At 67.4% G+C, this 19,877-nt stretch carries 26 protein-coding genes and 1 tRNA gene; 12 read left to right on the plus strand and 15 right to left on the minus strand.

The features are described from left to right. Positions 1 to 2: 2 nt before the first annotated feature. Complete coding sequence (gene mscL, locus ACAG24_RS06035) at positions 3 to 434, minus strand: large-conductance mechanosensitive channel protein MscL (protein ID WP_370475509.1); 432 nt, start codon at positions 432 to 434, stop codon at positions 3 to 5. A 307-nt stretch (positions 435 to 741) separates the two neighbouring features. Between mscL and ACAG24_RS06040 the strand changes: the two genes are divergently transcribed. After that, the gene (locus tag ACAG24_RS06040) at positions 742 to 1,107 is read left to right on the plus strand and encodes a hypothetical protein (RefSeq protein ID WP_270719517.1); all 366 of its coding nucleotides are present in this window, start codon (positions 742 to 744) and stop codon (positions 1,105 to 1,107) included. Between the two features lie 62 nt (positions 1,108 to 1,169). Here the strand turns inward: ACAG24_RS06040 and ACAG24_RS06045 are convergent, their stop codons facing one another. The 3 genes from ACAG24_RS06045 to ACAG24_RS06055 form a co-directional block, all read right to left on the minus strand. Next, entirely contained in the window at positions 1,170 to 1,823 is a 654-nt protein-coding gene (locus ACAG24_RS06045) for an SAF domain-containing protein (RefSeq protein ID WP_370475508.1), read from the minus strand. A gap of 70 nt (positions 1,824 to 1,893) precedes the next feature. Then, a complete protein-coding gene (locus tag ACAG24_RS06050; protein ID WP_370475507.1) occupies positions 1,894 to 2,238 on the minus strand; it encodes an FmdB family zinc ribbon protein in 345 nt (114 codons plus the stop codon). 131 nt (positions 2,239 to 2,369) lie between these two features. Continuing rightward, the gene (locus ACAG24_RS06055) at positions 2,370 to 2,951 is read right to left on the minus strand and encodes a 5-formyltetrahydrofolate cyclo-ligase (RefSeq protein WP_370475506.1); all 582 of its coding nucleotides are present in this window, start codon (positions 2,949 to 2,951) and stop codon (positions 2,370 to 2,372) included. 65 nt (positions 2,952 to 3,016) lie between these two features. On the opposite strand from ACAG24_RS06055, the gene ACAG24_RS06060 reads away from it, so the two are divergent. The 6 genes from ACAG24_RS06060 to ACAG24_RS06085 all read left to right on the plus strand — a co-directional run bounded on the left by ACAG24_RS06060 (position 3,017) and on the right by ACAG24_RS06085 (position 7,666). Further along, entirely contained in the window at positions 3,017 to 3,988 is a 972-nt protein-coding gene (locus ACAG24_RS06060) for a UTP--glucose-1-phosphate uridylyltransferase (RefSeq protein WP_370475505.1), read from the plus strand. Between the two features lie 63 nt (positions 3,989 to 4,051). Further along, positions 4,052 to 5,338: a molybdotransferase-like divisome protein Glp gene (gene glp / locus ACAG24_RS06065; protein ID WP_370475504.1), complete on the plus strand. Its 1,287-nt coding sequence runs from the start codon at positions 4,052 to 4,054 to the stop codon at positions 5,336 to 5,338. 19 nt (positions 5,339 to 5,357) lie between these two features. Further along, positions 5,358 to 6,011: a GNAT family N-acetyltransferase gene (locus ACAG24_RS06070; RefSeq protein ID WP_370475513.1), complete on the plus strand. Its 654-nt coding sequence runs from the start codon at positions 5,358 to 5,360 to the stop codon at positions 6,009 to 6,011. Positions 6,012 to 6,163: 152 nt separating this feature from the next. After that, positions 6,164 to 7,210 carry a divisome protein SepX/GlpR gene (gene sepX / locus ACAG24_RS06075; protein WP_370475503.1) on the plus strand — a complete coding sequence of 349 codons (1,047 nt, stop codon included), beginning with the start codon at positions 6,164 to 6,166 and terminating at the stop codon, positions 7,208 to 7,210. 53 nt (positions 7,211 to 7,263) lie between these two features. After that, a tRNA-Ala gene (locus tag ACAG24_RS06080) sits at positions 7,264 to 7,339 on the plus strand. A gap of 69 nt (positions 7,340 to 7,408) precedes the next feature. Beyond that, on the plus strand, positions 7,409 to 7,666 hold the full coding sequence (locus ACAG24_RS06085) for a DUF3297 family protein (RefSeq protein WP_370475502.1): 258 nt from the start codon (positions 7,409 to 7,411) through the stop codon (positions 7,664 to 7,666). Positions 7,667 to 7,702: 36 nt separating this feature from the next. Here ACAG24_RS06085 and ACAG24_RS06090 read toward each other — a convergent pair whose 3' ends face one another. Genes ACAG24_RS06090 through ACAG24_RS06125 form a run of 8 tightly spaced genes read right to left on the minus strand, consistent with a single transcriptional unit; the run spans position 7,703 to position 13,114 of the window. After that, positions 7,703 to 8,026: a nuclear transport factor 2 family protein gene (locus ACAG24_RS06090; protein WP_370475501.1), complete on the minus strand. Its 324-nt coding sequence runs from the start codon at positions 8,024 to 8,026 to the stop codon at positions 7,703 to 7,705. Continuing rightward, a complete protein-coding gene (locus tag ACAG24_RS06095) occupies positions 8,023 to 9,261 on the minus strand; it encodes a cytochrome P450 (RefSeq protein WP_370475500.1) in 1,239 nt (412 codons plus the stop codon). Before ACAG24_RS06095 ends, ACAG24_RS06090 begins: the two co-directional genes overlap by 4 nt. 46 nt (positions 9,262 to 9,307) lie before the next feature. Continuing rightward, positions 9,308 to 9,742, minus strand: a complete 435-nt coding sequence (locus ACAG24_RS06100) for a DUF5313 domain-containing protein (RefSeq protein WP_370475499.1) — start codon at positions 9,740 to 9,742, stop codon at positions 9,308 to 9,310. A 19-nt stretch (positions 9,743 to 9,761) separates the two neighbouring features. Further along, positions 9,762 to 10,250, minus strand: a complete 489-nt coding sequence (locus ACAG24_RS06105; protein ID WP_370475498.1) for a MarR family winged helix-turn-helix transcriptional regulator — start codon at positions 10,248 to 10,250, stop codon at positions 9,762 to 9,764. Positions 10,251 to 10,297: 47 nt separating this feature from the next. Continuing rightward, entirely contained in the window at positions 10,298 to 11,176 is an 879-nt protein-coding gene (locus ACAG24_RS06110) for an NAD(P)-dependent oxidoreductase (protein ID WP_370475497.1), read from the minus strand. Between the two features lie 3 nt (positions 11,177 to 11,179). Beyond that, complete coding sequence (locus ACAG24_RS06115) at positions 11,180 to 11,560, minus strand: carboxymuconolactone decarboxylase family protein (RefSeq protein WP_370475496.1); 381 nt, start codon at positions 11,558 to 11,560, stop codon at positions 11,180 to 11,182. Positions 11,561 to 11,577: 17 nt separating this feature from the next. Further along, positions 11,578 to 12,003, minus strand: coding sequence for a cupin domain-containing protein (locus ACAG24_RS06120; RefSeq protein WP_370475495.1), 426 nt, complete (start codon positions 12,001 to 12,003; stop codon positions 11,578 to 11,580). Positions 12,004 to 12,031: 28 nt separating this feature from the next. Further along, entirely contained in the window at positions 12,032 to 13,114 is a 1,083-nt protein-coding gene (locus tag ACAG24_RS06125; RefSeq protein ID WP_370475494.1) for a GGDEF domain-containing protein, read from the minus strand. Between the two features lie 161 nt (positions 13,115 to 13,275). Between ACAG24_RS06125 and pat the strand changes: the two genes are divergently transcribed. Both pat and ACAG24_RS06135 read left to right on the plus strand, forming a co-directional pair. After that, a complete protein-coding gene (gene pat, locus ACAG24_RS06130) occupies positions 13,276 to 14,274 on the plus strand; it encodes an acetyltransferase Pat (RefSeq protein ID WP_370475493.1) in 999 nt (332 codons plus the stop codon). Next, a complete protein-coding gene (locus ACAG24_RS06135) occupies positions 14,274 to 15,116 on the plus strand; it encodes a shikimate 5-dehydrogenase (protein ID WP_370475492.1) in 843 nt (280 codons plus the stop codon). Before pat ends, ACAG24_RS06135 begins: the two co-directional genes overlap by 1 nt. 4 nt (positions 15,117 to 15,120) lie before the next feature. Here ACAG24_RS06135 and lpqN read toward each other — a convergent pair whose 3' ends face one another. Further along, positions 15,121 to 15,831 carry an envelope biogenesis lipoprotein LpqN gene (lpqN, locus tag ACAG24_RS06140; protein WP_370475491.1) on the minus strand — a complete coding sequence of 237 codons (711 nt, stop codon included), beginning with the start codon at positions 15,829 to 15,831 and terminating at the stop codon, positions 15,121 to 15,123. Positions 15,832 to 15,968: 137 nt separating this feature from the next. Between lpqN and ACAG24_RS06145 the strand changes: the two genes are divergently transcribed. The 3 genes from ACAG24_RS06145 to ACAG24_RS06155 are packed head-to-tail and all read left to right on the plus strand — an operon-like array spanning position 15,969 to position 18,783. Next, the gene (locus ACAG24_RS06145; RefSeq protein ID WP_370475490.1) at positions 15,969 to 17,378 is read left to right on the plus strand and encodes a PE-PPE domain-containing protein; all 1,410 of its coding nucleotides are present in this window, start codon (positions 15,969 to 15,971) and stop codon (positions 17,376 to 17,378) included. Between the two features lie 36 nt (positions 17,379 to 17,414). Beyond that, the gene (locus tag ACAG24_RS06150; RefSeq protein WP_370475489.1) at positions 17,415 to 18,071 is read left to right on the plus strand and encodes a DUF5642 family protein; all 657 of its coding nucleotides are present in this window, start codon (positions 17,415 to 17,417) and stop codon (positions 18,069 to 18,071) included. Positions 18,072 to 18,099: 28 nt separating this feature from the next. Next, entirely contained in the window at positions 18,100 to 18,783 is a 684-nt protein-coding gene (locus tag ACAG24_RS06155) for a DUF5642 family protein (protein WP_370475488.1), read from the plus strand. Positions 18,784 to 18,791: 8 nt separating this feature from the next. On the opposite strand, the gene ACAG24_RS06160 is transcribed toward ACAG24_RS06155, so the two are convergent. Together ACAG24_RS06160 and soxR are read right to left on the minus strand one after the other, a co-directional pair. Continuing rightward, the gene (locus ACAG24_RS06160) at positions 18,792 to 19,400 is read right to left on the minus strand and encodes an alpha-ketoglutarate-dependent dioxygenase AlkB (protein WP_370475487.1); all 609 of its coding nucleotides are present in this window, start codon (positions 19,398 to 19,400) and stop codon (positions 18,792 to 18,794) included. Positions 19,401 to 19,430: 30 nt separating this feature from the next. Beyond that, positions 19,431 to 19,865, minus strand: coding sequence for a redox-sensitive transcriptional activator SoxR (gene soxR / locus ACAG24_RS06165; protein ID WP_370475486.1), 435 nt, complete (start codon positions 19,863 to 19,865; stop codon positions 19,431 to 19,433). Between the last annotated feature and the right edge of the window lie 12 nt (positions 19,866 to 19,877).

Below are 19,877 nucleotides of genomic sequence, written 5' to 3' on the forward strand. Positions count from 1 at the left end.
CCTCACTTCTCGGTGTCGGGCTTGTCCTCGGTGTGGTCCGCGGCGGCCGCGGTGCCGGTGGATTGCGCCTGCAGTAGATCGCGGATCTCGGTCAGCAGCGTCAACTCGGTCTCCTCCGAGACCACCTTGGCGTCGCGCTCTTTGAGCTTCTTGAACGGGACCACGATGACGAAGTAGATCACCGCCGCGACGATCAGGAAGTTGATGGCCGCGGAGAGAACGGCGTTCAGGTCGACGAATTGGTCGGCGCCCAGCGGGATCTTGAGAATGCCGTACTCGGCGTCGGGGCCCGCGCCGATGCGATCGACCAGCGGCTGCACCACGTTCTGGGTGAAGGCGGTGACCAGACCGGTGAATGCGGCGCCGACGACGACCGCGACGGCGAGGTCGATGACGTTGCCCCGCGAGATGAATTCTTTGAAACCCTTCAGCATGGCGATGACCCTTCTTCTTCGTAGTCCTGTCAGGGCAATGAACCTATCGCCTGCAGCTGTGCAGCGGGCCGACTGTGAACATTCTGTGAGGTCCTCGCGAAGCCTTTTCGATCACTTGTCATAAGTGTCAAACGTGAAGTGGGCGAGCGGGTTTCGAGCTTGTGCCGGCCGGTTCGAAACGGCCGGGGCGATGTAATTAAGAATCTCTGATTGGGTGAGCGCTTGGAGGTTCCGGCTGATACGCTGTGAAAGCCTGAAAACGTCAAGCAGGACACTTGTGTCCTCACTCTTAGTGAAGGGGAAGCTGATGGCTAAGCACGCCAAAGCGCCCGCTCGTAGTGCGAAGAAGCTGGGTGCCGTGGGCTTGGGCTCGTTCTTTATGGCCGCAGCATTCTCCGGACTGAGCGCAGGAACCGCCAACGCCGAGGTGGAGGAGATCGCACCGGCTCCTCAGGTCACCAGCCGGCAGGCCTCCGAGAACGCGGTCATCCGTATCAACGACTTCGGTGTCGCCCGCGGCATCTCCGAGGCGCGCCTCGCGGATGCCGGTGTGGTCCACGCCGGCGGAAGCAGCTCGACCGAGGTCCGCGACTCCACCAAGGCAGTCGCAGGCACCACGGCCTCGGCCTTCGAGGGTGAATACCCGGTCGGCCCCGCCATCGGCGACTGGTGATCTGACCAGAACCAAACACTGCCACCCCCGGGATATCCCGGGGGTGCTTTGTTTTCGCGTGGTCAGTGCAATGTCAGCGTGACGGCTTGCACGAGTGCGATCCCGGCGACCGTCTTCGCCGCGGCGGCGGGAAGCGCCACGAGCACCACCCGTCCGCCGCCGCGGGCACCCACTCCAGTTTCTTTGGCGGACACCAGAACTACGACCCCGTCCGTCGCCACCAGGCGCGCCTCGGCGGTGCCGTCGGCGGGCGCCGCGACCACGTCGACAACATCCCCGGGCCTGACGAGGTCTGTCAGCGCGGCGTCGGCGAGCGGGATCGGGACGATGCGTGCATCAGGGCCTGCCGCCGAATCGGCAAGGCGCGGCCCGAGCAGGCGGACGTCGGTGAGCACTTCACCGCGACGAGCGGGGCCCGCCAAGGTGGTTCCGACGATGGCGTCGACGTCCCTGCGCGCACCCTCGGGAACGGTCGGCACCGAACGCGCCTCCATGCGCACATCGGCTGCGGTGAGCTCGGTTCCCGGAGAAAGGTCGCGAACGGTGACGACGACCTCGGCGTAATCCGCGCGGGGGTCGCCACGCCACGCAGCGATCGCGGCCAGTATCACCAGGGCGGCGGCAACCGCCCGCCGCGCCGCCGGCGTCCTGGACCAGTCGGGCCGCAACGCACGGCCGAGCCGATCGAAGGGCGACGGATCAAGCGAATCCCCCATGGCGCCACGCTATGCAGCGCGGCACCCCGCCGTCAGCCTTTGATTCGGCGGCTGTGGATAACGATGAGAATCAGCTGGACGCGGCTGCAGCGGGGGTCGAAGAGCTGCTCGTTGAGCTCGACGAGTCCGAAGACCCGGACTTCTCCGACGATGAGCTCGACGAGGACGATTCCGACGACGACGGACTCGACGACTCGGTGCTGCTGCTGGAGCTGCCGGTGCTCGTCTTCTTCCCGGATTCACGGCTGTCGGTGCGATAGAAACCGCTGCCCTTGAAGACCACGCCGACCTTGCCGAATACCTTGCGCAGCCGTCCGTCGCACTGAGGGCACTCGGTCAGAGAGTCATCGGTGAACGCCTGCACCACGTCGAACTTGTTGCTGCATTCGGTGCACGCATAGGAATAGGTGGGCACACAAACCTCCGAAGTGGTCAAACTGGTTAGCACTCTACCGGCTCAAGTGCTAGAACCGCCAGCGGGCTCGGCTCATTCCCCCCGTGGCGTTCGTCGCACAGCAGACCCGCGGCACGACTGTCGTCCGAGGCTCAACCCAGCGGGACAAGACCTCGACCCGGCGTGAGCGCATGCGTCATCCGGACGTCGTGGGCCTCCGACGGCAGCCGATCGACGAGTTCGTCGTCGCGGACCACGGCGACCAAAAGCGCGCCGCCGGCCGCCCGCGGCAACGTCCGGTCGTAGTATCCGGCGCCCCGACCCAATCGGGCCCCTTGCCTGTCGACCGCGAGAGCCGGAACGAAGACGACGGCGGCAGTGGCCACAGTGTCCGCGGGCAGCCACGGCGGCCGGGGCTCGCGCAATCCGAACGGGGCGTCGACCAACTCGCCCGGAACGTGACGCCCCCACTGCAGCGGCAGGGGAGTGCCCAAGCCGTCCTCCCTGGCGACGGGCAGCAGAACCGTCACCCCGCGCGCCGCCAGCCGGTCGATCAGTACGAGCGAACCTGGTTCGGATCCGACCGGGACGTACGCGCAGACGGTCGTCCCCGGCTCGACCGAGGCTTCGAGGTGACCGCCCAATAGAGCCGTTTCGTGCTCGCGTGTTTGCTGACTCAATGATCGCCTGACAGCCAGGATTCCGGCTCGTACCTGTGATTTGGTGGGCGCCACCGAGTAGTCCTTCGAAGCTCGGGTATGGGGAGAACAACCGACGCAGAGAGGTTAGTGTGTGAACGATGAATCGGCCTGAAGTTCCCATTCCGTACACCGCGGTGGTTCCCGCAGCGGGACTGGGAACCCGTTTCCTACCTGCCACCAAGACGGTGCCGAAGGAGTTGCTGCCGGTCGTCGACACGCCCGGGATCGAGCTCGTTGCCGCCGAAGCCGCCGAGGCCGGCGCCGAGCGGCTGATCATCATCACCTCCGAAGGCAAAGACGGCGTCGTTGCGCACTTCGTCGAGGACCTCGTCCTGGAAGGGACGCTGGAGGCCCGCGGCAAGAAGACCATGCTCGAAAAGGTCCGCAGGGCACCGGCCTTGATCAAGGTCGAATCCGTCGTCCAGGCCGAACCGCTGGGCCTCGGGCACGCCGTGGGTTGCGTCGAAGCAAGCCTGTCGCCCGACGAGGACGCGATCGCGGTGCTTCTGCCCGACGACCTGGTTCTGCCGACCGGCGTGCTGGAGACGATGTCTAAGGTGCGCGCCAAGCGTGGCGGAAGCGTGCTGTGCGCCATCGAAGTTGACCGCGAGGACATCGGCGCCTACGGCGTCTTCGATGTCGAAGAGGTGCCCGACGCGGCCAACCCAAATGTGCTGCGGGTCAAGGGCATGGTGGAAAAGCCCAAGCCCGAAGACGCGCCGTCGCTGTTCGCCGCCGCAGGCCGGTACGTGCTCGACCGGGAGATCTTCGACGCCTTGAGGCGGATCCCCAAGGGCGCCGGAGGCGAATTGCAGCTGACCGACGCGATTGCCCTGCTGATCGAGGAGGGCCACCCGGTCCACGTCGTCGTCCATCGCGGATCTCGACACGACCTGGGAAATCCCGGGGGCTACCTGAAGGCTGCGGTTGACTTTGCGTTGGAGCGGGACGACTACGGGCCCGAACTTCGCCGGTGGCTGGTCGAACGGCTCGGTCTCGCTCCGACAGGGTCGGTTGACGCCGTCCCGGCAGGGTCGGTTGACGCCGTCCCGGCGACGACCGAAGGGTAGCCACGGCTGCACCGCCGAGCGAGCCGGTCGACGCCAGCCGGATCAACGGAAGAAAGGCGTGCAGTGCGTTCGGTGGAGGAGCAGCAGGCTCGGGTGGCAGCTGCCGCGGTGGCGCCGCGGCCGGTGCGCGTCGCGATCGCCGAAGCCCAGGGCCTGATGTGCGCCGAGGAAGTGGTGACCGAACGTCCGCTGCCCGGCTTCGACCAGGCAGCGATCGACGGCTACGCGGTGCGCAGCGTCGACGTGCTCGGAATCGGTGGCGCGGGTGACGGGCCCGAGGAGGGTGGCGACGCCGACCGCGACGAAGGCAGGCCGCGAGAGATCAGCCTGCCGGTGATGGGTCTGATCGAGGCGGGCAGCCGCACACCCAGCCGGCTACAGCCCCGCCAGGCCGCCCGGGTCCAGACCGGGGCGCCGATGCCGACCCTGGCCGACGCAGTCCTGCCATTGCGCTGGACCGACGGCGGCGACGCGCGCGTCAGGGTTCTGCGAGGCGTGCGGTCGGGTGCCTACGTCCGGCGCACGGGTGACGACGTCCAGCCCGGCGACGTGGCGGTGCGGGCAGGCACGATCATCGGCGCGGCCCAGGTGGGCCTGCTCGCAGCCGTCGGACGTGAGCGGGTGCTGGTGCATCCGCGGCCCCGGGTGTCGGTGTTGAGTGTCGGTGGCGAGCTCGTCGACATCTCCCGTACCCCCGGCAACGGCCAGGTGTACGACGTCAACTCCTATGCGCTGGCGGCGGCAGGCCGCGATGCCGGTGCCGAGGTCAACCGGGTCGGCATCGTGCCGACCGACCCGAAGCAGCTGCGCGAGGTCGTGGAAGGCCAACTCAGCCGCTCAGAGGTCGTGGTCATCGCCGGTGCGGTCGGCGGGGCGGCGGCCGAAGGGGTGCGGGCCGTGCTCGCCCAGCTCGGTGACATGGAGGTGACCCGCATCGCGATGCATCCCGGGTCGGTGCAGGGGTTCGGTCAGCTCGGTCCGGATGGCGTGCCCGTCTTCCTGTTGCCCGCCAATCCGGTGAGCGCGCTCGTGGTTTTCGAGGTGATGGTGCGGCCGCTGATCCGCCTGTCGCTCGGCAAACGTCAGGCGATGCGGCGTGTCGTGCCCGCCCGCACGCTGTCGCCGATCAGCTCGGTGGCCGGCCGCAAAGGTTTCCTGCGCGGGCAGCTGATGCGCGATCAGGACACCGGTGAATACCTCGTGCAGGCCCTTGGCGGCGCGCCCGGCGCGTCGTCGCATCTGCTCGCGACGCTGGCAGAAGCAAACTGTCTGGTGATGGTCCCCAGTGAGGCGGAGCAGATTCGCACCGGTGAGGTCGTCGACGTCGCGTTCCTCGCGCAGCGCGGCTGAGCAGTCGGTCGGCGCCCTGATGAACCTGTTGAGTTCCCGTTCGCAGCACCCGGGGTGGCCGCAACCGGTCGGGCCGCTCGTGGTGCCCGCGGGCAAGGTTCGGTTACGCCCTATCCGGCTGCGCGATGCCGCGCAGTGGAGCAGGATCCGGCTCGCCGACCGCGCGCATCTGGAGCCGTGGGAGCCGTCGACCGACATGAACTGGGAACTGCGGCATTCGGTTTCGGCCTGGCCGTCGGTGTGCTCGGGTCTGCGCTCAGAGGCCCGCAAGGGTCGGATGCTGCCGTATGCGATCGAACTCGACGGCCAGTTCGCCGGACAGCTCACGATCGGCAACGTCACGCACGGCGCGCTGCGGTCGGCTTGGATCGGGTACTGGGTGGCCAGCGACTCGACGGGCGGCGGTGTCGCCACGGCCGCGCTGGCCCTCGGGCTCGACCATTGCTTCGGCCCGGTGATGCTGCATCGCGTCGAGGCGACCGTGCGGCCGGAGAACGGGGCGAGCAGAGCAGTGCTGGCAAAGGCCGGATTCCGCGAAGAGGGCCTGCTGAAGCGCTACCTCGACGTCGACCGCGCATGGCGGGACCACTTGCTGGTGGCCATCACGATCGAGGAATTGAACGGGTCGGTGGCCTCGGCGTTGGTCCGTGCGGGGCACGCCTCCTGGGCCTGACGGTCGTTTGCCGAACCCCACTTGTTACTCCTGTGACACGTGTGGCGTGTGGTGCTTGTCTCCAGCGAATTACAGGTGTGTAATTGTGTCGGCGCGCCGCCCATGGATGCGCTGGTCACAGACCTAGCCTGATGGGGAAAGGAGCAGGCGCCATGCCAAGCATCCCCCAATCTCTCCTCTGGATCTCGCTCGTCGTCCTCTGGCTCTTCGTGCTCGTCCCGATGCTGATCAGCAAGCGGGACGCAGTGCGGCGAACCAGCGACGTCGCGCTGGCGACCCGCGTACTCAACAGCGGCGCGGGTGCGCGGCTGCGGCGTCGTCGCGGGCCCGCGTCCGGTCACCGCAGCGATCCGGACTGGCAGCCGTCCGCCGAGGACGCCGACCTCGACGACGAGGACGCGCCGAGTCGCGCGGTCGTCATGGTCGCCACCGAGGCCGACGATGTCGACGGTGAACCGGACTATCTCGACGTCGACGTGGTCGAGGACTCAGGGGCGCTTCCCGTCGCCGACATCGCAGAGCCGGTCGCGGCCGAAAGCGACGAGCTCACCTTGGATTTCGACGGTGCCGCCGAGAGTGCCGACGCGCGCGCTCCGAAGGTGGAGGCCGCCGTCGAGGACGACAAGCGCGACACCTCCGAGGACACCGGCGTCTACTCGGTCATCGAGGACGAATACGAGTACGACGGCGACGCCGATGACGCCGACGGTTCCGAGGATGCCGATGAGCCCGCGCAGCCCCAGGCGCGGATCGCGGACTCGCTCAGCGATGCGCGCCGCAGGCGCCACGAGTCGACGACCGCAGCCGCGGTGTCGGCGCGCAAGTATCGCTTCCGCGCCCGCACGATCGCGGTGATGGCCGTGCTGATGCTCGCCAGCGCCGTCGCAGCGTTCACCTGGTCGTCGACGATGTGGTACGCCACCACCGCGACCGCCACGGTGACGCTGCTCTATCTGGCCTATCTGCGCAGGCAGACCCGGATCGAGGAGCAGCTGCGCCGGCGCCGCGCGCAACGGATGGCACGGTCGCGTCTCGGCGTCGAGAACACCAGTGACCGCGACTACGACGTGACGCCGTCGCGTCTGCGCAGGCCGGGTGCGGCCGTGCTGGAGATCGACGACGAGGACCCGGCGTTCGAGCACCTCGACTACGTGCCGTTCTCGCGTCACTATGACCTGCCGCGCGCGGCCGGGCAGTAGCCACCTCGCGATTTCTGGCGGTGCCCACCGGCTGATAGCCTGTACCGGCACTAGGGGCTATAGCGCAGTTGGTAGCGCGTCTCGTTCGCATCGAGAAGGTCAGGGGTTCGATTCCCCTTAGCTCCACCAGTACGGCACTTCAGGGAAGTGGCCGTGTCGATCGGCTGAAGATCGACGCAGCATCTAACGAAAGCCATTATGTCCGAGGACCAGATCGCCGACGTTCCACCGAATCACCTCTCCATCGATCCGAACAGCCCCTTCTACAACGAAGAGGCGCTCCTGCGGGATGTGGGTATCCGCTTCAACGGCGCCGAGAAGACCAATGTCGTCGAGTACGACGTGGCCGAGGGCTGGGTGCGTGTCGAAGTGCCCACCGCCAAGGATCGCCGTGGCAATCCCATGGTCATGAAATTCAACGGCACGGTCGAACCGTACTTCCGCACCGCGAAATAGCGGCCGTTCATCGACACGGCCCGCAGGCGCTGATGCCTAGCGGTAGTAGATGTCCAGGCGCTCGATGAATCCGTCCCGCAGCGTGAAGACGTCTGCGGCATAGACGAACTTGCCCGGCTCCCCGAGCGGGCTGGACGCCTTGATCTGAAGAATCTCGGTATCGCCGTCGCTGAACGAGGCGTCGATCTCGGTTACCGCCCGCCCGGCGAACACGACCGTCTCGTAGAAATTCCTGATCGCGTGCGGGTCGGCGAATGTCCCGGCGGGGTGATTCAGACATGCCGACGGCGCGAACAAGCCCATCAGTGCCTCGATGTCGGCACGATTGACTGCGTCGATGTACTGCCACGCGACGGTCACGGGCGGCCCTCGAGCGTGACGGGCATGTGGCGAACTCCGCTGTGCTTGTTGCTTCGAACGTATTCGATGGGCCCGGTCCGCGTGACGGTGGCGACCCGGTCCAACAGGACGTCGAACATCACACGCATCTCCATCCGCGCCAGTGACGCCCCGAGGCAGAAATGCACCCCACGGCCGAACGCCAAGTGCGGGTTAGGGTTTCGATTCACGTCAAAGGTATACGGTTCGGCGAAGACCGCTTCGTCACGGTTGGCGGACGCCCACCACAGACTCACCTTGTCGCCGGCCCTGATGCGCTGGCCGTGCAGCTCGACGTCCCTGGTTGCGGTTCGCCGGTTGTACGGGGTGGAGGACGCCCACCGCAGCATCTCCTCGACCGCGGTCGGCAGTAGAGCTCTGTTGTCTCGCAGGCGTTCCCAGACTCCGGGTCGCTCGCTCAGCGCCGACATTCCGAGGGCGATCGAATTGCGGGTCGTCTCACTGCCCGCGGCGATGATCAGGCTCAGAAACAGACGCTGCTCGTTCTCGCTGAGAGGTGCACCGTCAATCGTCGAATGGGTGACGAGCGACAGCAGGTCCGCTGCCGGAGGTTCACCGCGCTTGCGTTCCAACAGTTTTGTGCCGTAGGTGAACATCTGCGCCTGCGCCTGGGCGACGCGGTCGCTGACCTCACCGATCTCGCGTTCCTCGTAGTCGAGGGTGACGTTCGCCCAATTCATCAACTCGTGGCGATCTTCCTGGGGCACGCCCGCGAGCTCGGCTACGGCCTGCAGCGGAAGTTCGGCGGCCACGTCGATCAAGAAGTCGCACTCACCCTTGGCCAGCGCCGCGTCGACGATGTCGATCGCGCGGCTGCGCAGGTCGTCGGCGATGGCCTGCAGCGCACGGGGTGTCGTGCTGGGTGCCAGCAGCCGGCGAAACTGCGCATGGCGCGGGTCGTCCATCATGTTGAGCAATGCGCCGACCGCGAACTCCATCGGCATGTCCTCCAGCGTCGTGCCCCCGCCCTGGCGGTCACCGCCGGTCTCGGAGGAGAACGTTTCGCTGTCGGCGGCCGCCGCGACGATGTCCGCGTGCCTACTGAGCGCCCAGAAGCCTTCGCCGCCGGGGGAGTGTGCAGTCGGCGGGTGCCACCAGACGGGGGCGTCGCGCCGCAGGACATCGAAGACCTCGAACGGGAAACCGGTGGTAAACCTGTCCAGATCGGTCAGGTCGAAGTCGACCACGTTCGGCATACCGCGACGATACGCACGACCATACGTATGCCGTCAAGATGTCTTGTCAAAAGGGACTGCTGTTGGACTGCGACCGGGCGTCGTCGGGGCGGGGGCCGTACTTGCGGATGTAGTCGTCGTGCATCTTCGCGTCCTTCTTCCGCCTGATCACGTCGACGAGGTTCGGGTCGAGCCCGTGGCGTGCCAGCCGGTGCCTGCGCCACACCTTGTTGAGCGCCAGCGCCATGAGCAGCGCCCAGATGTAGATGGGCGCCGTCATCTCCAGACGCATGTAGATCGGCGCGGGAAGCAGCCACAGCGGAGCGAGGATGATCAGCGGTGGTATCGCGTACCGGATCATGTGCCGCCGCACCGCCCCCTGGCCCGCGAGATCCTCTGCGACCCAGCGGTTCATCGAGGCGGGGAGCTTCTTGCCGTAGCTGTAGAGCAGGTACTGCCAGAGGTTGGGCTTGTCGGTGCCCGCTGGCTCGTCGGGGGTCATCAGCGCTCCTTCGCGCGATTCAGGACTGCAGCGCCCCGGCTGCCAGCGCAGCCGAGTTGATGCGGGTCAGGACATGGTGGAGGTGTTCGAGTTCGGCGAGGTCTACACCGAGGCGCGCGACGACGGCGGGCGGAATGTCGAGCGCCTGAGCGCGCAGAGCTGCTCCCTTGTCGGTGAGCTGGACATCGGTGGACCGTTCGTCGGTGGCGTTGCGGGCCCTGGTGATGAGCCCGAGCGCTTCGAGCCGCTTGAGCATCGGCGACAGAGTGGCCGAATCCAATTGCAGCGCAGTGGCGATCGCCTTCACCGACAGCGGCGAGGGCGTTGACGACCTCTTCCGGTGATCCCACAGCGCCAGCATGACGAGATATTGCGGATGGGTGAGGCCCAGTGGTTCCAGCAGGGGCCGGTAGACAGCCAGCACGGCTCGGTTGGTCGTCGCCAGCGCGAAGCAGACCTGGCGTTCCAGCGCCAGTGGGTCCAGCTCGGTTGCGGTGGTGGCGGCCATAGTTAGATAGTGCACTAACGATTAGTGCCCAAGCAATATTGCGTGCGTCACCCGCCGTTGACGGTCACCCCGGCGGCCCGTTCCATCGGTTTGACGACGGAGGTGAAGTCCGAGGCGGATCCCTCCTCGTCCTGCGTCTCGCGCCACAATGCGGCCACCGACTCGGCAAGTGCGACCGGTGTGCCCAGCGACTGCGCCTCGTCGAGATACAGCAGCACGTCCTTGGTCATCAGCCCGGTGGCGAATCCGTAGTCGAAAGTGCGGGGAAGCACGGCCCTCGGAAACTTGTCCCGGCTGGCATGTGTGGCACCGGAACCGGTGTTGAGAACGTCGATCATGACCTGCGCGTCCAGTCCCGCCTTGGTTCCCATCACGACGGCCTCGGCCGTGACCGCCAGGGTCGTCGCCGCGATCAGGTTGTTGATCAGCTTCATCGTCTGCGCCGCACCGGGGCGCTCCGAGACGAACGTGACCCGGCCCAATGTTGCCCACACCGGCTCAAGGACCTCGAACTCGTCGCGCGGCCCCGACACCATCACGGCCAGGGTGCCCGCCTCCGCGCCGTGCACGCCGCCGCTGACCGGGGCGTCGAGCGCTGCGATGCCGCGGTCAGCGAGGATCTCGCAGTTACGCTGTGCCGCTTGCTGTCCCACCGTGGACAGGTCGACGAAGCGGCGCACGCGCGACCCGTCGGCGATCTGCGCGGCGACGGCGTTGGACACCTGCGGCGTCGGCAGGCTCGCCAGCACGGTCTCCGCGCGATCGGCGACCCCGCGGGCCGACTCGGCGGATTCCGCACCGAGTTGCACCGCCCGCGTGACTGTCTCGGCGTCGGTGTCGAACACCGTCACGCGCATTCCGGACGCCACCAACCGGCTCATCATCGGAAATCCCATGTTGCCCAGCCCGACGAAGCCAACGTCCATCGACTAATCACCCTCAATCTCGGCGAACGTCGCCCTCGCCACCCGGAAGCTGTCCACCGCGGCGGGGATTCCCGCGTAGATGCCCACCTGGAGGAAGATCTCCCGGATCTCGTCGCGCGTGACGCCGTTGGTCAGCGCGCCCCTGATATGCGTGGCCAGCTCGTGGGGCCGGTTCAGCGTCGCGATCATTGCGAGATTGATCATGCTGCGCGTCTTCAGCGGCAGGCCTTCGCGCCCCCAGACCGCGCCCCAGCAGTACTCGGTGACCAGATCCTGCAACGGTTGCGAGAACTCGTCGGCATTGGCCGCCGCCCGTTCGACATAGTCGGCGCCGAGCACTGCCGTCCGGATCTGCCGGCCCTTCTCGTAGGTTTCGCGATCCATGCTTCCTCCGTGATCGGTCACGCCGGCGGCGGGGTGCCGATCAACACGGCACTGAGACGGCAGCCGTCGGGGCCGCCCCGCCACGCGTGGTCGACGCCGGTCAGCACCACGAGGTCACCCTGCTCCAAGTGGTGGGCGCCGTCTCCCAGGACGAGGTCGACACTGCCGGAGAGCACCGTTTGCAGATCGAGGGTGTCGGTGTGGTGCATCGGCGTCTCGGAGTCCGGGCCCAGCTCGACGAACATCCAGCGCACCAAACCGGGCGCGATGCCCTGATCGATCAGCGGCGCGCTGCCTGCGGGACGGGTGGGCGGCGGACTTTCCGACGTCGCGAAGGGAATTCCCATCGCAAAGCCGGGCGCCAGCTGGTCGAGCGTGAGCTCGTCCTGACTCACGACGCAGGACTTGCCGTCCGCGTCGACTCCCGTGATCAGCGTCCGCACTTGTCCTCGCTCCCTCCCCGCCACGGCGTCATGTTGTCGACCCGGGCCCGGGCCAGACTCCGTGATGGTGACATTGGTTGCCCCCGTTACGTTTTGCACGGTACATCGCATTGTCGGCGGCGGCGATCAGGTGGTCGACGGCGGCATCGTGCGTCTGCGTCGAACCGGTCAGTTCGGTGTACGCCGTCCCGACGCTGGCCCGAACGTGCATCGGCAGTGCGGCGATCGCGTCGCACACGTCCTGATACCGCAGGGCGGCGCGCGGCGACGACGCGACGTCGGCGATCAGGAACTCCTCCCCGCCGCTGCGGGTGATGACCGCTGTCGGCGTCGCGGTCGCCCGCAGCGCGTCGGCGACGGCGACCAGCGCCCGGTCTCCCGCGAGGTGCCCGTGCGCATCGTTGAGCGCTTTGAAGTCGTCGAGATCGAGCAGGGCCACCACCAGGTAACGATCCGTCTCGTAGCGGCGCGCCAGCAGGCTCCTCGTCTGCCTGCGAAAAGCACGACGGTTCAGCAGGCCGGTCAGCGGATCCAGATCCGCGTAGAGCAGGTCGCCCTCCAGCGCGTGCAGCAGCAGCCGAATCGCCAGCGGCACGCCGATGTTGATCTGAAGGATCAGGAAGAAGTCGACCGCGGCCAGGGCGGTGCGGCCTTCGGCGGCGAGCTGGATCGCCTCGTAGGCTCCCACCCCGGCGGCGACCGCGACGTTGGCGAGTACCAGCCGCGTCGTGTGGAAGAACGCACTGATCGCCCCGTTCGTGGTGAACGCGACACACCCGAGCAGCGCGGCCAGCGGATCCGGATAGGCCAGACAGGCGAGCGCGATCGAAATGCTCGTCACCATCACGAAGCCTGCCGACTGCGTTTTGGTCGGCCACCGCCGCAGCCACAGCGCAGTGCCTGCCACGCCGCCGGCCACGGCCACCCACATCATGGCGCGCTGAGGGTGGTCCGTCGGGCCGCCCGCGCCGGCGAGGAGGACGAGGACCGCCACCGCCATCGACAGCGTGAGCGCCGCCACGAAAAGGCGCACGGACAACGTCACACCGCGTGCTTCGAGGAAGCCGCTGAACCACTCGTAGTGATCAGCGCGTCGGTGATCCCGCTGCATGCCACACCATCTCGTCGCCCGTGCTTTTTGTGTCATCCAACATGGCCGGGTCGGCCCGGGTGATCGAACGCGCCGATCGGGATGCAATTCACAAGAACCGTTTGCCGGCGGCTTCACCGCATTCTTGCCGGTCCTTCCCGCCCGCCCGTAGCCTCGTCAATGTGTCTGGCCTGGCTGCAGTTCGCGCCGATGACCTCGCCGCGCTGTCGGTTTTTCACGGCATCAGACCCGAGGCCCTCGTCCCCCTCGCTGCACAGTTGCGCCCGTTGACGGCGGCGCCGGGTCAGGTGCTCATGCAGCAGGGCGAGCTCGCGGTCTCATTTCTGGTGATCGGATCCGGCCGCGCCGAGGTCACCCACATCGGCGACGACGGGCACGACACCGTCGTCGGCGTCGACCCCGGTCTCATCGTCGGAGAGATCGCACTGCTGCGCGACGCTCCCCGCACGGCAACTGTCGTCGCCACGGAGGCCTTGACCGGCTGGGTCGGCGGCCGGGAGGCGTTCGGGACCATGCTCGAAGTGCCCGGGATGATGGACAGGCTGGTGCGCACCGCGCGGCAACGGCTGGCCGCCTACATCACCCCGATACCTGTGCAGATGCGCGACGGCTCCGTCCTGTATCTGCGGCCGGTGCTGCCCGGCGACAACGAACGCACCACCAACGGGCCGGTGGAATTCTCCGGCGAGACGCTCTACCGGCGATTCCAGTCGGTCCAGTCCCCGTCGAAGACGTTGATGGCCTACCTTTTCGAGGTCGACTACCTGGATCATTTCGTGTTCGTGCTGACCGAGGGGCCCGATGGTCCGGTGGTGGCCGATGTCCGCTTCGTCCGCGACGCCAACGATTCCACCGAAGCCGAGATCGCGTTCATCGTCGGAGACGCCTACCAGGGCAGGGGTATCGGCACATTCATGATGGCGGCGATCTCTGTCGCTGCGGGCTACGACGGGGTGCGGCGTTTCACGGCAAGGGTTCTCACCGACAATGTCCCGATGCGGGCCATCCTGGACCGCTTCGGCGCGGTCTGGCGCCGCGACGATCTCGGCGTGGTGGTGACCGAGATCCCGGTGCCCTCGATCGACGACCTGGGGTTGAACCAGGAGCTCGTACAGCAGATCCGCGACGTTGCGCGGCAAGCGATCCGGGCGGTGGGCTGATGACGAAAGCCCCTGACGCCGGCCGGAGGCCGCAATTGAGCAAGGACACGCGGCTCTGCATTTCCCTGTCGGGCAGACCGAGCAACATCGGCACCCGGTTCCACAACCATCTCTACGACGTGCTCGGCCTCGACTTCATCTACAAGGCGTTCACCACCACCGACATCGCCGCGGCCATCGGGGGAGTGCGTGCGCTCGACATCAGGGGCTGCTCGGTGTCGATGCCGTTCAAGGAGGACGTGCTGGCGCTCGTCGACGACATCGAGCCGTCGGCGCAGGCCATCGAGTCGGTCAACACGATCGTCAACGACGGCGGCAGGCTGACTGCGTCCAACACGGATTATCTTGCGGTGCAACACCTCATCGCGCAGCACGGTCTCGACCCGGATGACCCTGTCCTGATCCGCGGCAGCGGCGGGATGGCCAAGGCGGTCGGCGCCGCCTTCGTCGACGCAGGCTTCACCGCCGGGTTCGTCGTCGCGCGCAACGCGGGAACCGGTGCGGCGCTGGCGGATCGACTCGGATACGAATACCGCTCCGAGGTCGGATCGTTGACTGTCCCGATCATCGCCAACGTCACGCCGATCGGGATGGCCGGCGGACCGGAGGAAAGCGACGTCGCTTTCGACGAGGCGACGATCGCGGCTGCCGGCACGGTGTTCGACGTGGTGGCGCTTCCGTCGGAGACGCCGTTGATCACGGCCGCCAGAGCCGCCGGTGCGAACGTCATCACCGGCGCCGAGGTGATCGCGCTGCAGGCCGCCGAGCAGTTCGAGCGCTACACCGGAGTGCGGCCGAGTCCCGAGCAGATCGCCGAAGCGTCGCGGATATCGAGGGCCTGAACGTCTAGACCGTGATGGTGGTCTGCTCGTCGATCGCCGCCGTGGCGTCCATCAACGGCATCGCGAAATCTTCGGACCCCTCGGCGGTGATCTTCAGGACGAACAGACCGTCCTGCGCCGGGATCACCACGGTCTTCTGGGCGATGAGTAGTTCGACGCCGTCCTTGGTGTAGAAGCCACCTATCTGGGTCGCCTGGAAGTTGGCCAGTGTGCTCGCTTTGCCTTCGTCGGCGCCCTGGAAGCCGGGGAGGGCGCGCGTCTCGTTGGCGGCGAATTCGAGGACCTTCGCCGGATCCGCGTTGCCGGTCAGCTTGGAGACGAACGCCACGATCGTCGGCGGCGTCGGTGACGGCGGCGGCGCGGTGTAGACGATGGCGTCGTAGGCGCCCTCGGGAGCACGGGGTCCCGCGGGTTCCCAGCCCGGCGGGATCGGCAAGGTGATGGTCGGCGCACCCGCATCGCCCCGGCGCACGCTCTTCGAGTCGATGTCGTTGTCCAGGATGTATTGGTCGAGCGTCATCCCGGGAGCTGCCGCGGGTGTCTGCGTCGGGGGAGGCGCGGCCGAGGTGCTGGTCGCCGTCTGCGACGCCGGTGAGGGCGTGCTGGTATCACTGGCTTTCGTGGCCTCACCCGAGGTGTCGGATGCGCAGGCCGACAGTCCGATCCCGAGGGCGGCGGCCACCGCCGCGGCACCGGCGCGCTTGGCGAAGGTCATTCGATCTCCTGTTCGTCAGGCTCAAGGCTAGTCAATTTGCTGGCGTATCCGTGACGTCGTTTGCCGAAACGCGCCGCCGACGGGCTGCCGGTGGTACATGTCAGCTGTACCGACTTGGTGGATTGGGGGGTCGGGACATGACGATCGTTATTCGCTCGGTCGCGGCGTTGTTCGGTGCGATCGCTAGCGTGGTCGCGCTCTCGCTGTCATGGACGACGCCCCCCGTCCTGCTTTCGGCGAATACGGCAGCGCTCATCATGGGTGGATCTTTTCACCCCCTCATGGGGCCGAAGGATCGTCCGGACTTCGTGAAGGACTACCTCGACAACGCCGTCACCGGTTTCCTCGAACCGGCCTTCGGGACATTCGGGCCGGTGACCAACGCGGTCGCGGTGTACACCCCGGAGGAGTTCTTCCCGCTCGGGCGACTCACCTTCGAGAAGTCGCTCGCCCAGGGTCTGGCGAATCTGGGCAGGTGCGTGGCGGCGACGTCAGACTGCGTGTTCAACGAGGACCCGCTCGTCGGCTCGGCCGCACCGGAGTCCGGCGACGCGATGTTGGTGTTCGGGTACTCGCAGAGCGCAGTGATCGCCTCCCTGCTGAAGCGGGAGTTGATGGAGAAGTACGGACCGGACGCCGCGCCGGTGTCGTTCGTGCTGGACGCCAATTCGATGCGGCCCAACGGCGGCATCCTGATGCGCTTCGAAGGCTGGCCTACTATCCCCATTCTCGGCATCCCGTTCCCCGGCGCATCACCGACCGGCAGCGTCGACAGCATCTACCGGACCATCGACATCGTGCGGCAGTACGACGGCCTCGGCGGTGACTTCCCGGTTCGGCCGCTGAACCTGATCGCCACCCTCAACGCCCTGCTGGGCTACGGCATGTTGCACGGGGAGACCGTGAACGTGCCGCTGTCCGAGGCGAGCTACCAGGGCCGGGAAGGCGACACCAGCTACTACCTGATCGAGACGGACATCGTGCCGCTGCTGCAGCCCTTTCGGCTGTTCGTGCCGAAGCCCATCCTCACCGCGATCGACGCGCCGCTGCGGGTGATCATCGAAGACGCCTACGACCGCGACATCGGGCCCGGCGTTCCCACCCGGGCGAGTTGGCGGCCGATCAAAGACTTCGTCGGTACCGCGGCCCGCCTCCTCGCGTCCATCCCCGTCGCAGTCGACAACCTCACCGAGGGATTCGGGTTGGGGCGCGTGCTCGGCACCACCAACCCCGGCCCCTTCGGCGTCGGCGGCCCCGAACTCCCGTCCGAGCAGGACGACGACACGGCCGAACCTGTTGTGCAGGAAACGGTTCCGTCGCCGTACAAGGATGAGCGCGCAGCGATCTCCGTCGTCGTCGCCGACGAAACCGAGGACCCTGCGCGACGCGAGGACGTCGACGACGATCCTGCCGCAAACGTCGACGAGCGGGCCGCCGACCCCGAAGGCGTCGAGGACGAGGCTGAGGAATCGGCGGCTCCTGAGCCGGAGGAACCCGCCGGCGACGCCGAATCGCAGCCGGAAAGCGACGCGGCCGAAGCTGCTTGAGCGCTGCGCGCCGCATACGCGTGGTATCAACAGCGCGTGAGGCTCACCGCCGCATGCGTGCCGGTCCTGCTGTGTGCGGCCTGCGCGCAGCCGTCTGCACCGCCGCCTCCCGCGCCGGAGGCGCCCGTGAACCTGACGGTCGACCCTGCCCGCGTCGACCGCACGCGTCATGATCTGCCCGCCGGTTACGAGGTGACCGGATACGCGGGAGCGCCTGCGCCGTTCGCGGCGTGGGGTTTCCGGGATTCCGCGGTGACCGACCCGGTTCAGTGCGTGACGTTGGGGGCGCCTGCGGTCGACGCGGCGACGACGAGGGGATGGACGGCGTCGGGGCCCGGCGGCATCGTCTATACCGTGGTCGCGAATACGTCACCCGGTGCTGCGCTCGATCCGGCGGTGGTGGCAGCCTGTGAGCGGTGGACCGTGGCCTCGGGCCCGTCCACGGGCACGGTCACGGGACTGCCGGGGCCCGATATCGCCGCCGCGGACACGATCGGGATGAGCACCGCGGCGACCACAGTTGTCGAGGGCGGCACCGAAACACGTTCACATGCCGAAACATTCGTCGCCTATCTCGGTGGACACGTCTGCTTCGTCACGGTCGTCACCGACCCCGGCTCGCCACAGCCCGCCCTCGGGCCCGGGTACGCGTCGGATCTGCTCGTCAAAACGGTGTCGACGCTGCGCGGCTGAGCGCCGCGGCGCGGGTACATTGGCGGCGATGTCGAACCCCCGGAAGCAGCTGACGATCACGATGGCGGCGGTAGCCGGGTTGTTGGCGACGTGCACGTCGGCATGTGGCGCGAATCGACCCGAGGATTTGTCGAACGCCGACATCGCCCGGGTAGCTGAGGTCAAGGCTGATTTCCCACCGCCTTTCACGGTGAAGACGGTCGGGCCTGCGGCGATCGATCCGCAATTCCTGAAGGCGCAGAAGCTGCCGCCGGGGCTGACGTTCGACCCCGCCGATTGCGGTCAGTCCGCGGGCGAGCAGACGATCCCCGACGGTGTCAAAGGCAACATGGCTGCGACGACCGCCGAGGGCGACGGCATGCGCTACATCGCTCTCGCCGTCGAGACCTCCGAGCCGGTCCCCGCGAACCCGCCGACCGAGCAGTGCCAGAAGGTGTCGTTCAAAGGCCCCGGCATGGGCGGACTCGTCGAGGTGGTGGAGGCGCCGCAGATCGACGGCGTCGACGTCGTGGGAACTCACCGCGTGCTGCAGACGATCACCGCGGAAGGGCCACGCACCGGTGAGCTCTACAACTATGTCGCCCGCTTCGGGAACTTCATCGTGATCGTGACGGCGAACCCGCTCGTCGTCGCGGACCGGCCGCTGGCCGACGTCGATACCCAGCGGGCACGCGATCTCGTCGCGCAGACGGTCGAGCTCGTCAAGGGGTAGGGCAGGCGCTAGCGGACGTCGTGCGGGCGGAACTGGATGCTGATGCGCGGTCCGGTCGGCCTGGTGGTCTTCGGGATCGAGTGCTCCCAGGTGCGCTGACACGAACCGCCCATCACCAGGAGGTCGCCGTGGCAGTGCCGCAGGCGCAGAGACGGCCCGCCACCGCGCGGGCGGAGCGCGAAAACCCTTGTCGCACCGAGGCCGACGATGGCGACCATGGTGTCCTCGGTGCTGCTGCGGCCGATGTTGTCACCGTGCCAGGCGACGCTGTCGTTGCCGTCGCGGTACAGGCACAGCCCCGCCGTCACGAACGGTTCGCCGAGCTCGCCGGCGTAGGCATCGTTGAGTCTGCGGCGGAGCTGCTTGAGACGTGGGTGGGGGACCGCGCCGTCGACGAGATTGTGAAAACTGACCAGCCGCGGAACGTCGAGCACCCGGTCGTACATCTGGCGGCGCTCGGCACGCCACGGGATCTGGTCACGCAGCTCACCGAAGAGGGTGTCGTCGGGCGAATCGTCTTGCGACAACCACCCGGAACGCACCTCCAGCCACGCGCCGTTGCCGAGGTCTCGCCGATCGGACTGGTCGAAAAGCGAGCTTTGCAGAGCCTGCTCCATGCCGCGCAGTCTATCGCACAGACGTTCGAGTCAAAGGCGAACCGCGCCAGGGCCCTCGCCGGCGAGAACGTCACCGGGGTTGGCCAGCGCGCACACCTTCAAGCTCAGGCAGCCGCAGCCGATGCATCCGGTGAGGTTGTCGCGCAGGCGCTGCAGGTGCACGATCCGTTCGTCGAGGTCTTCACGCCAGCCGGCCGACAGCCGCGCCCAGTCCTTGCTCGTGGGCACGCGATCGGTGGGCAGTGTGGCGAGCGCGTCGCGAATCCGGGCCAACGGGATGCCGAGCCGCTGCGACATGCGGATGAACGCCACCCGGCGCAGCGTCTCGCGCGAATAGCGCCGCTGATTGCCGCCGGTGCGCCTGCTGGTGATGAGGCCTTCGCGTTCGTAGAAGTGCAGCGCGGACACGGCGACCCCGCTGCGCACCGCCATGTCGCCCGGCGTCAACTCGTGCGGCCACTCCATGACCTAAACCAT

Source organism: Mycobacterium bulgaricum, assembly GCF_041287165.2.
Taxonomy (GTDB): domain Bacteria; phylum Actinomycetota; class Actinomycetes; order Mycobacteriales; family Mycobacteriaceae; genus Mycobacterium; species Mycobacterium bulgaricum.

Bases quoted from the DNA above. Each gene is read 5' to 3' on its own strand.
- lpqN (WP_370475491.1), bottom strand. From the start codon at position 15,831: ATGACCTTCGCCAAGCGCGCCGGTGCCGCGGCGGTGGCCGCCGCCCTC.
- ACAG24_RS06070 (WP_370475513.1), top strand. From the start codon at position 5,358: ATGAACCTGTTGAGTTCCCGTTCGCAGCACCCGGGGTGGCCGCAACCG.
- ACAG24_RS06085 (WP_370475502.1), top strand. From the start codon at position 7,409: ATGTCCGAGGACCAGATCGCCGACGTTCCACCGAATCACCTCTCCATC.
- ACAG24_RS06125 (WP_370475494.1), bottom strand. From the start codon at position 13,114: ATGCAGCGGGATCACCGACGCGCTGATCACTACGAGTGGTTCAGCGGC.
- ACAG24_RS06145 (WP_370475490.1), top strand. From the start codon at position 15,969: ATGACGATCGTTATTCGCTCGGTCGCGGCGTTGTTCGGTGCGATCGCT.
- ACAG24_RS06160 (WP_370475487.1), bottom strand. From the start codon at position 19,400: ATGGAGCAGGCTCTGCAAAGCTCGCTTTTCGACCAGTCCGATCGGCGA.
- ACAG24_RS06105 (WP_370475498.1), bottom strand. From the start codon at position 10,250: ATGGCCGCCACCACCGCAACCGAGCTGGACCCACTGGCGCTGGAACGC.
- ACAG24_RS06060 (WP_370475505.1), top strand. From the start codon at position 3,017: ATGAATCGGCCTGAAGTTCCCATTCCGTACACCGCGGTGGTTCCCGCA.
- mscL (WP_370475509.1), bottom strand. From the start codon at position 434: ATGCTGAAGGGTTTCAAAGAATTCATCTCGCGGGGCAACGTCATCGAC.
- ACAG24_RS06100 (WP_370475499.1), bottom strand. From the start codon at position 9,742: ATGACCCCCGACGAGCCAGCGGGCACCGACAAGCCCAACCTCTGGCAG.
- ACAG24_RS06155 (WP_370475488.1), top strand. From the start codon at position 18,100: ATGTCGAACCCCCGGAAGCAGCTGACGATCACGATGGCGGCGGTAGCC.
- soxR (WP_370475486.1), bottom strand. From the start codon at position 19,865: ATGGAGTGGCCGCACGAGTTGACGCCGGGCGACATGGCGGTGCGCAGC.
- ACAG24_RS06135 (WP_370475492.1), top strand. From the start codon at position 14,274: ATGACGAAAGCCCCTGACGCCGGCCGGAGGCCGCAATTGAGCAAGGAC.
- ACAG24_RS06040 (WP_270719517.1), top strand. From the start codon at position 742: ATGGCTAAGCACGCCAAAGCGCCCGCTCGTAGTGCGAAGAAGCTGGGT.
- ACAG24_RS06110 (WP_370475497.1), bottom strand. From the start codon at position 11,176: ATGGACGTTGGCTTCGTCGGGCTGGGCAACATGGGATTTCCGATGATG.
- ACAG24_RS06115 (WP_370475496.1), bottom strand. From the start codon at position 11,560: ATGGATCGCGAAACCTACGAGAAGGGCCGGCAGATCCGGACGGCAGTG.
- ACAG24_RS06095 (WP_370475500.1), bottom strand. From the start codon at position 9,261: ATGCCGAACGTGGTCGACTTCGACCTGACCGATCTGGACAGGTTTACC.
- ACAG24_RS06045 (WP_370475508.1), bottom strand. From the start codon at position 1,823: ATGGGGGATTCGCTTGATCCGTCGCCCTTCGATCGGCTCGGCCGTGCG.
- sepX (WP_370475503.1), top strand. From the start codon at position 6,164: ATGCCAAGCATCCCCCAATCTCTCCTCTGGATCTCGCTCGTCGTCCTC.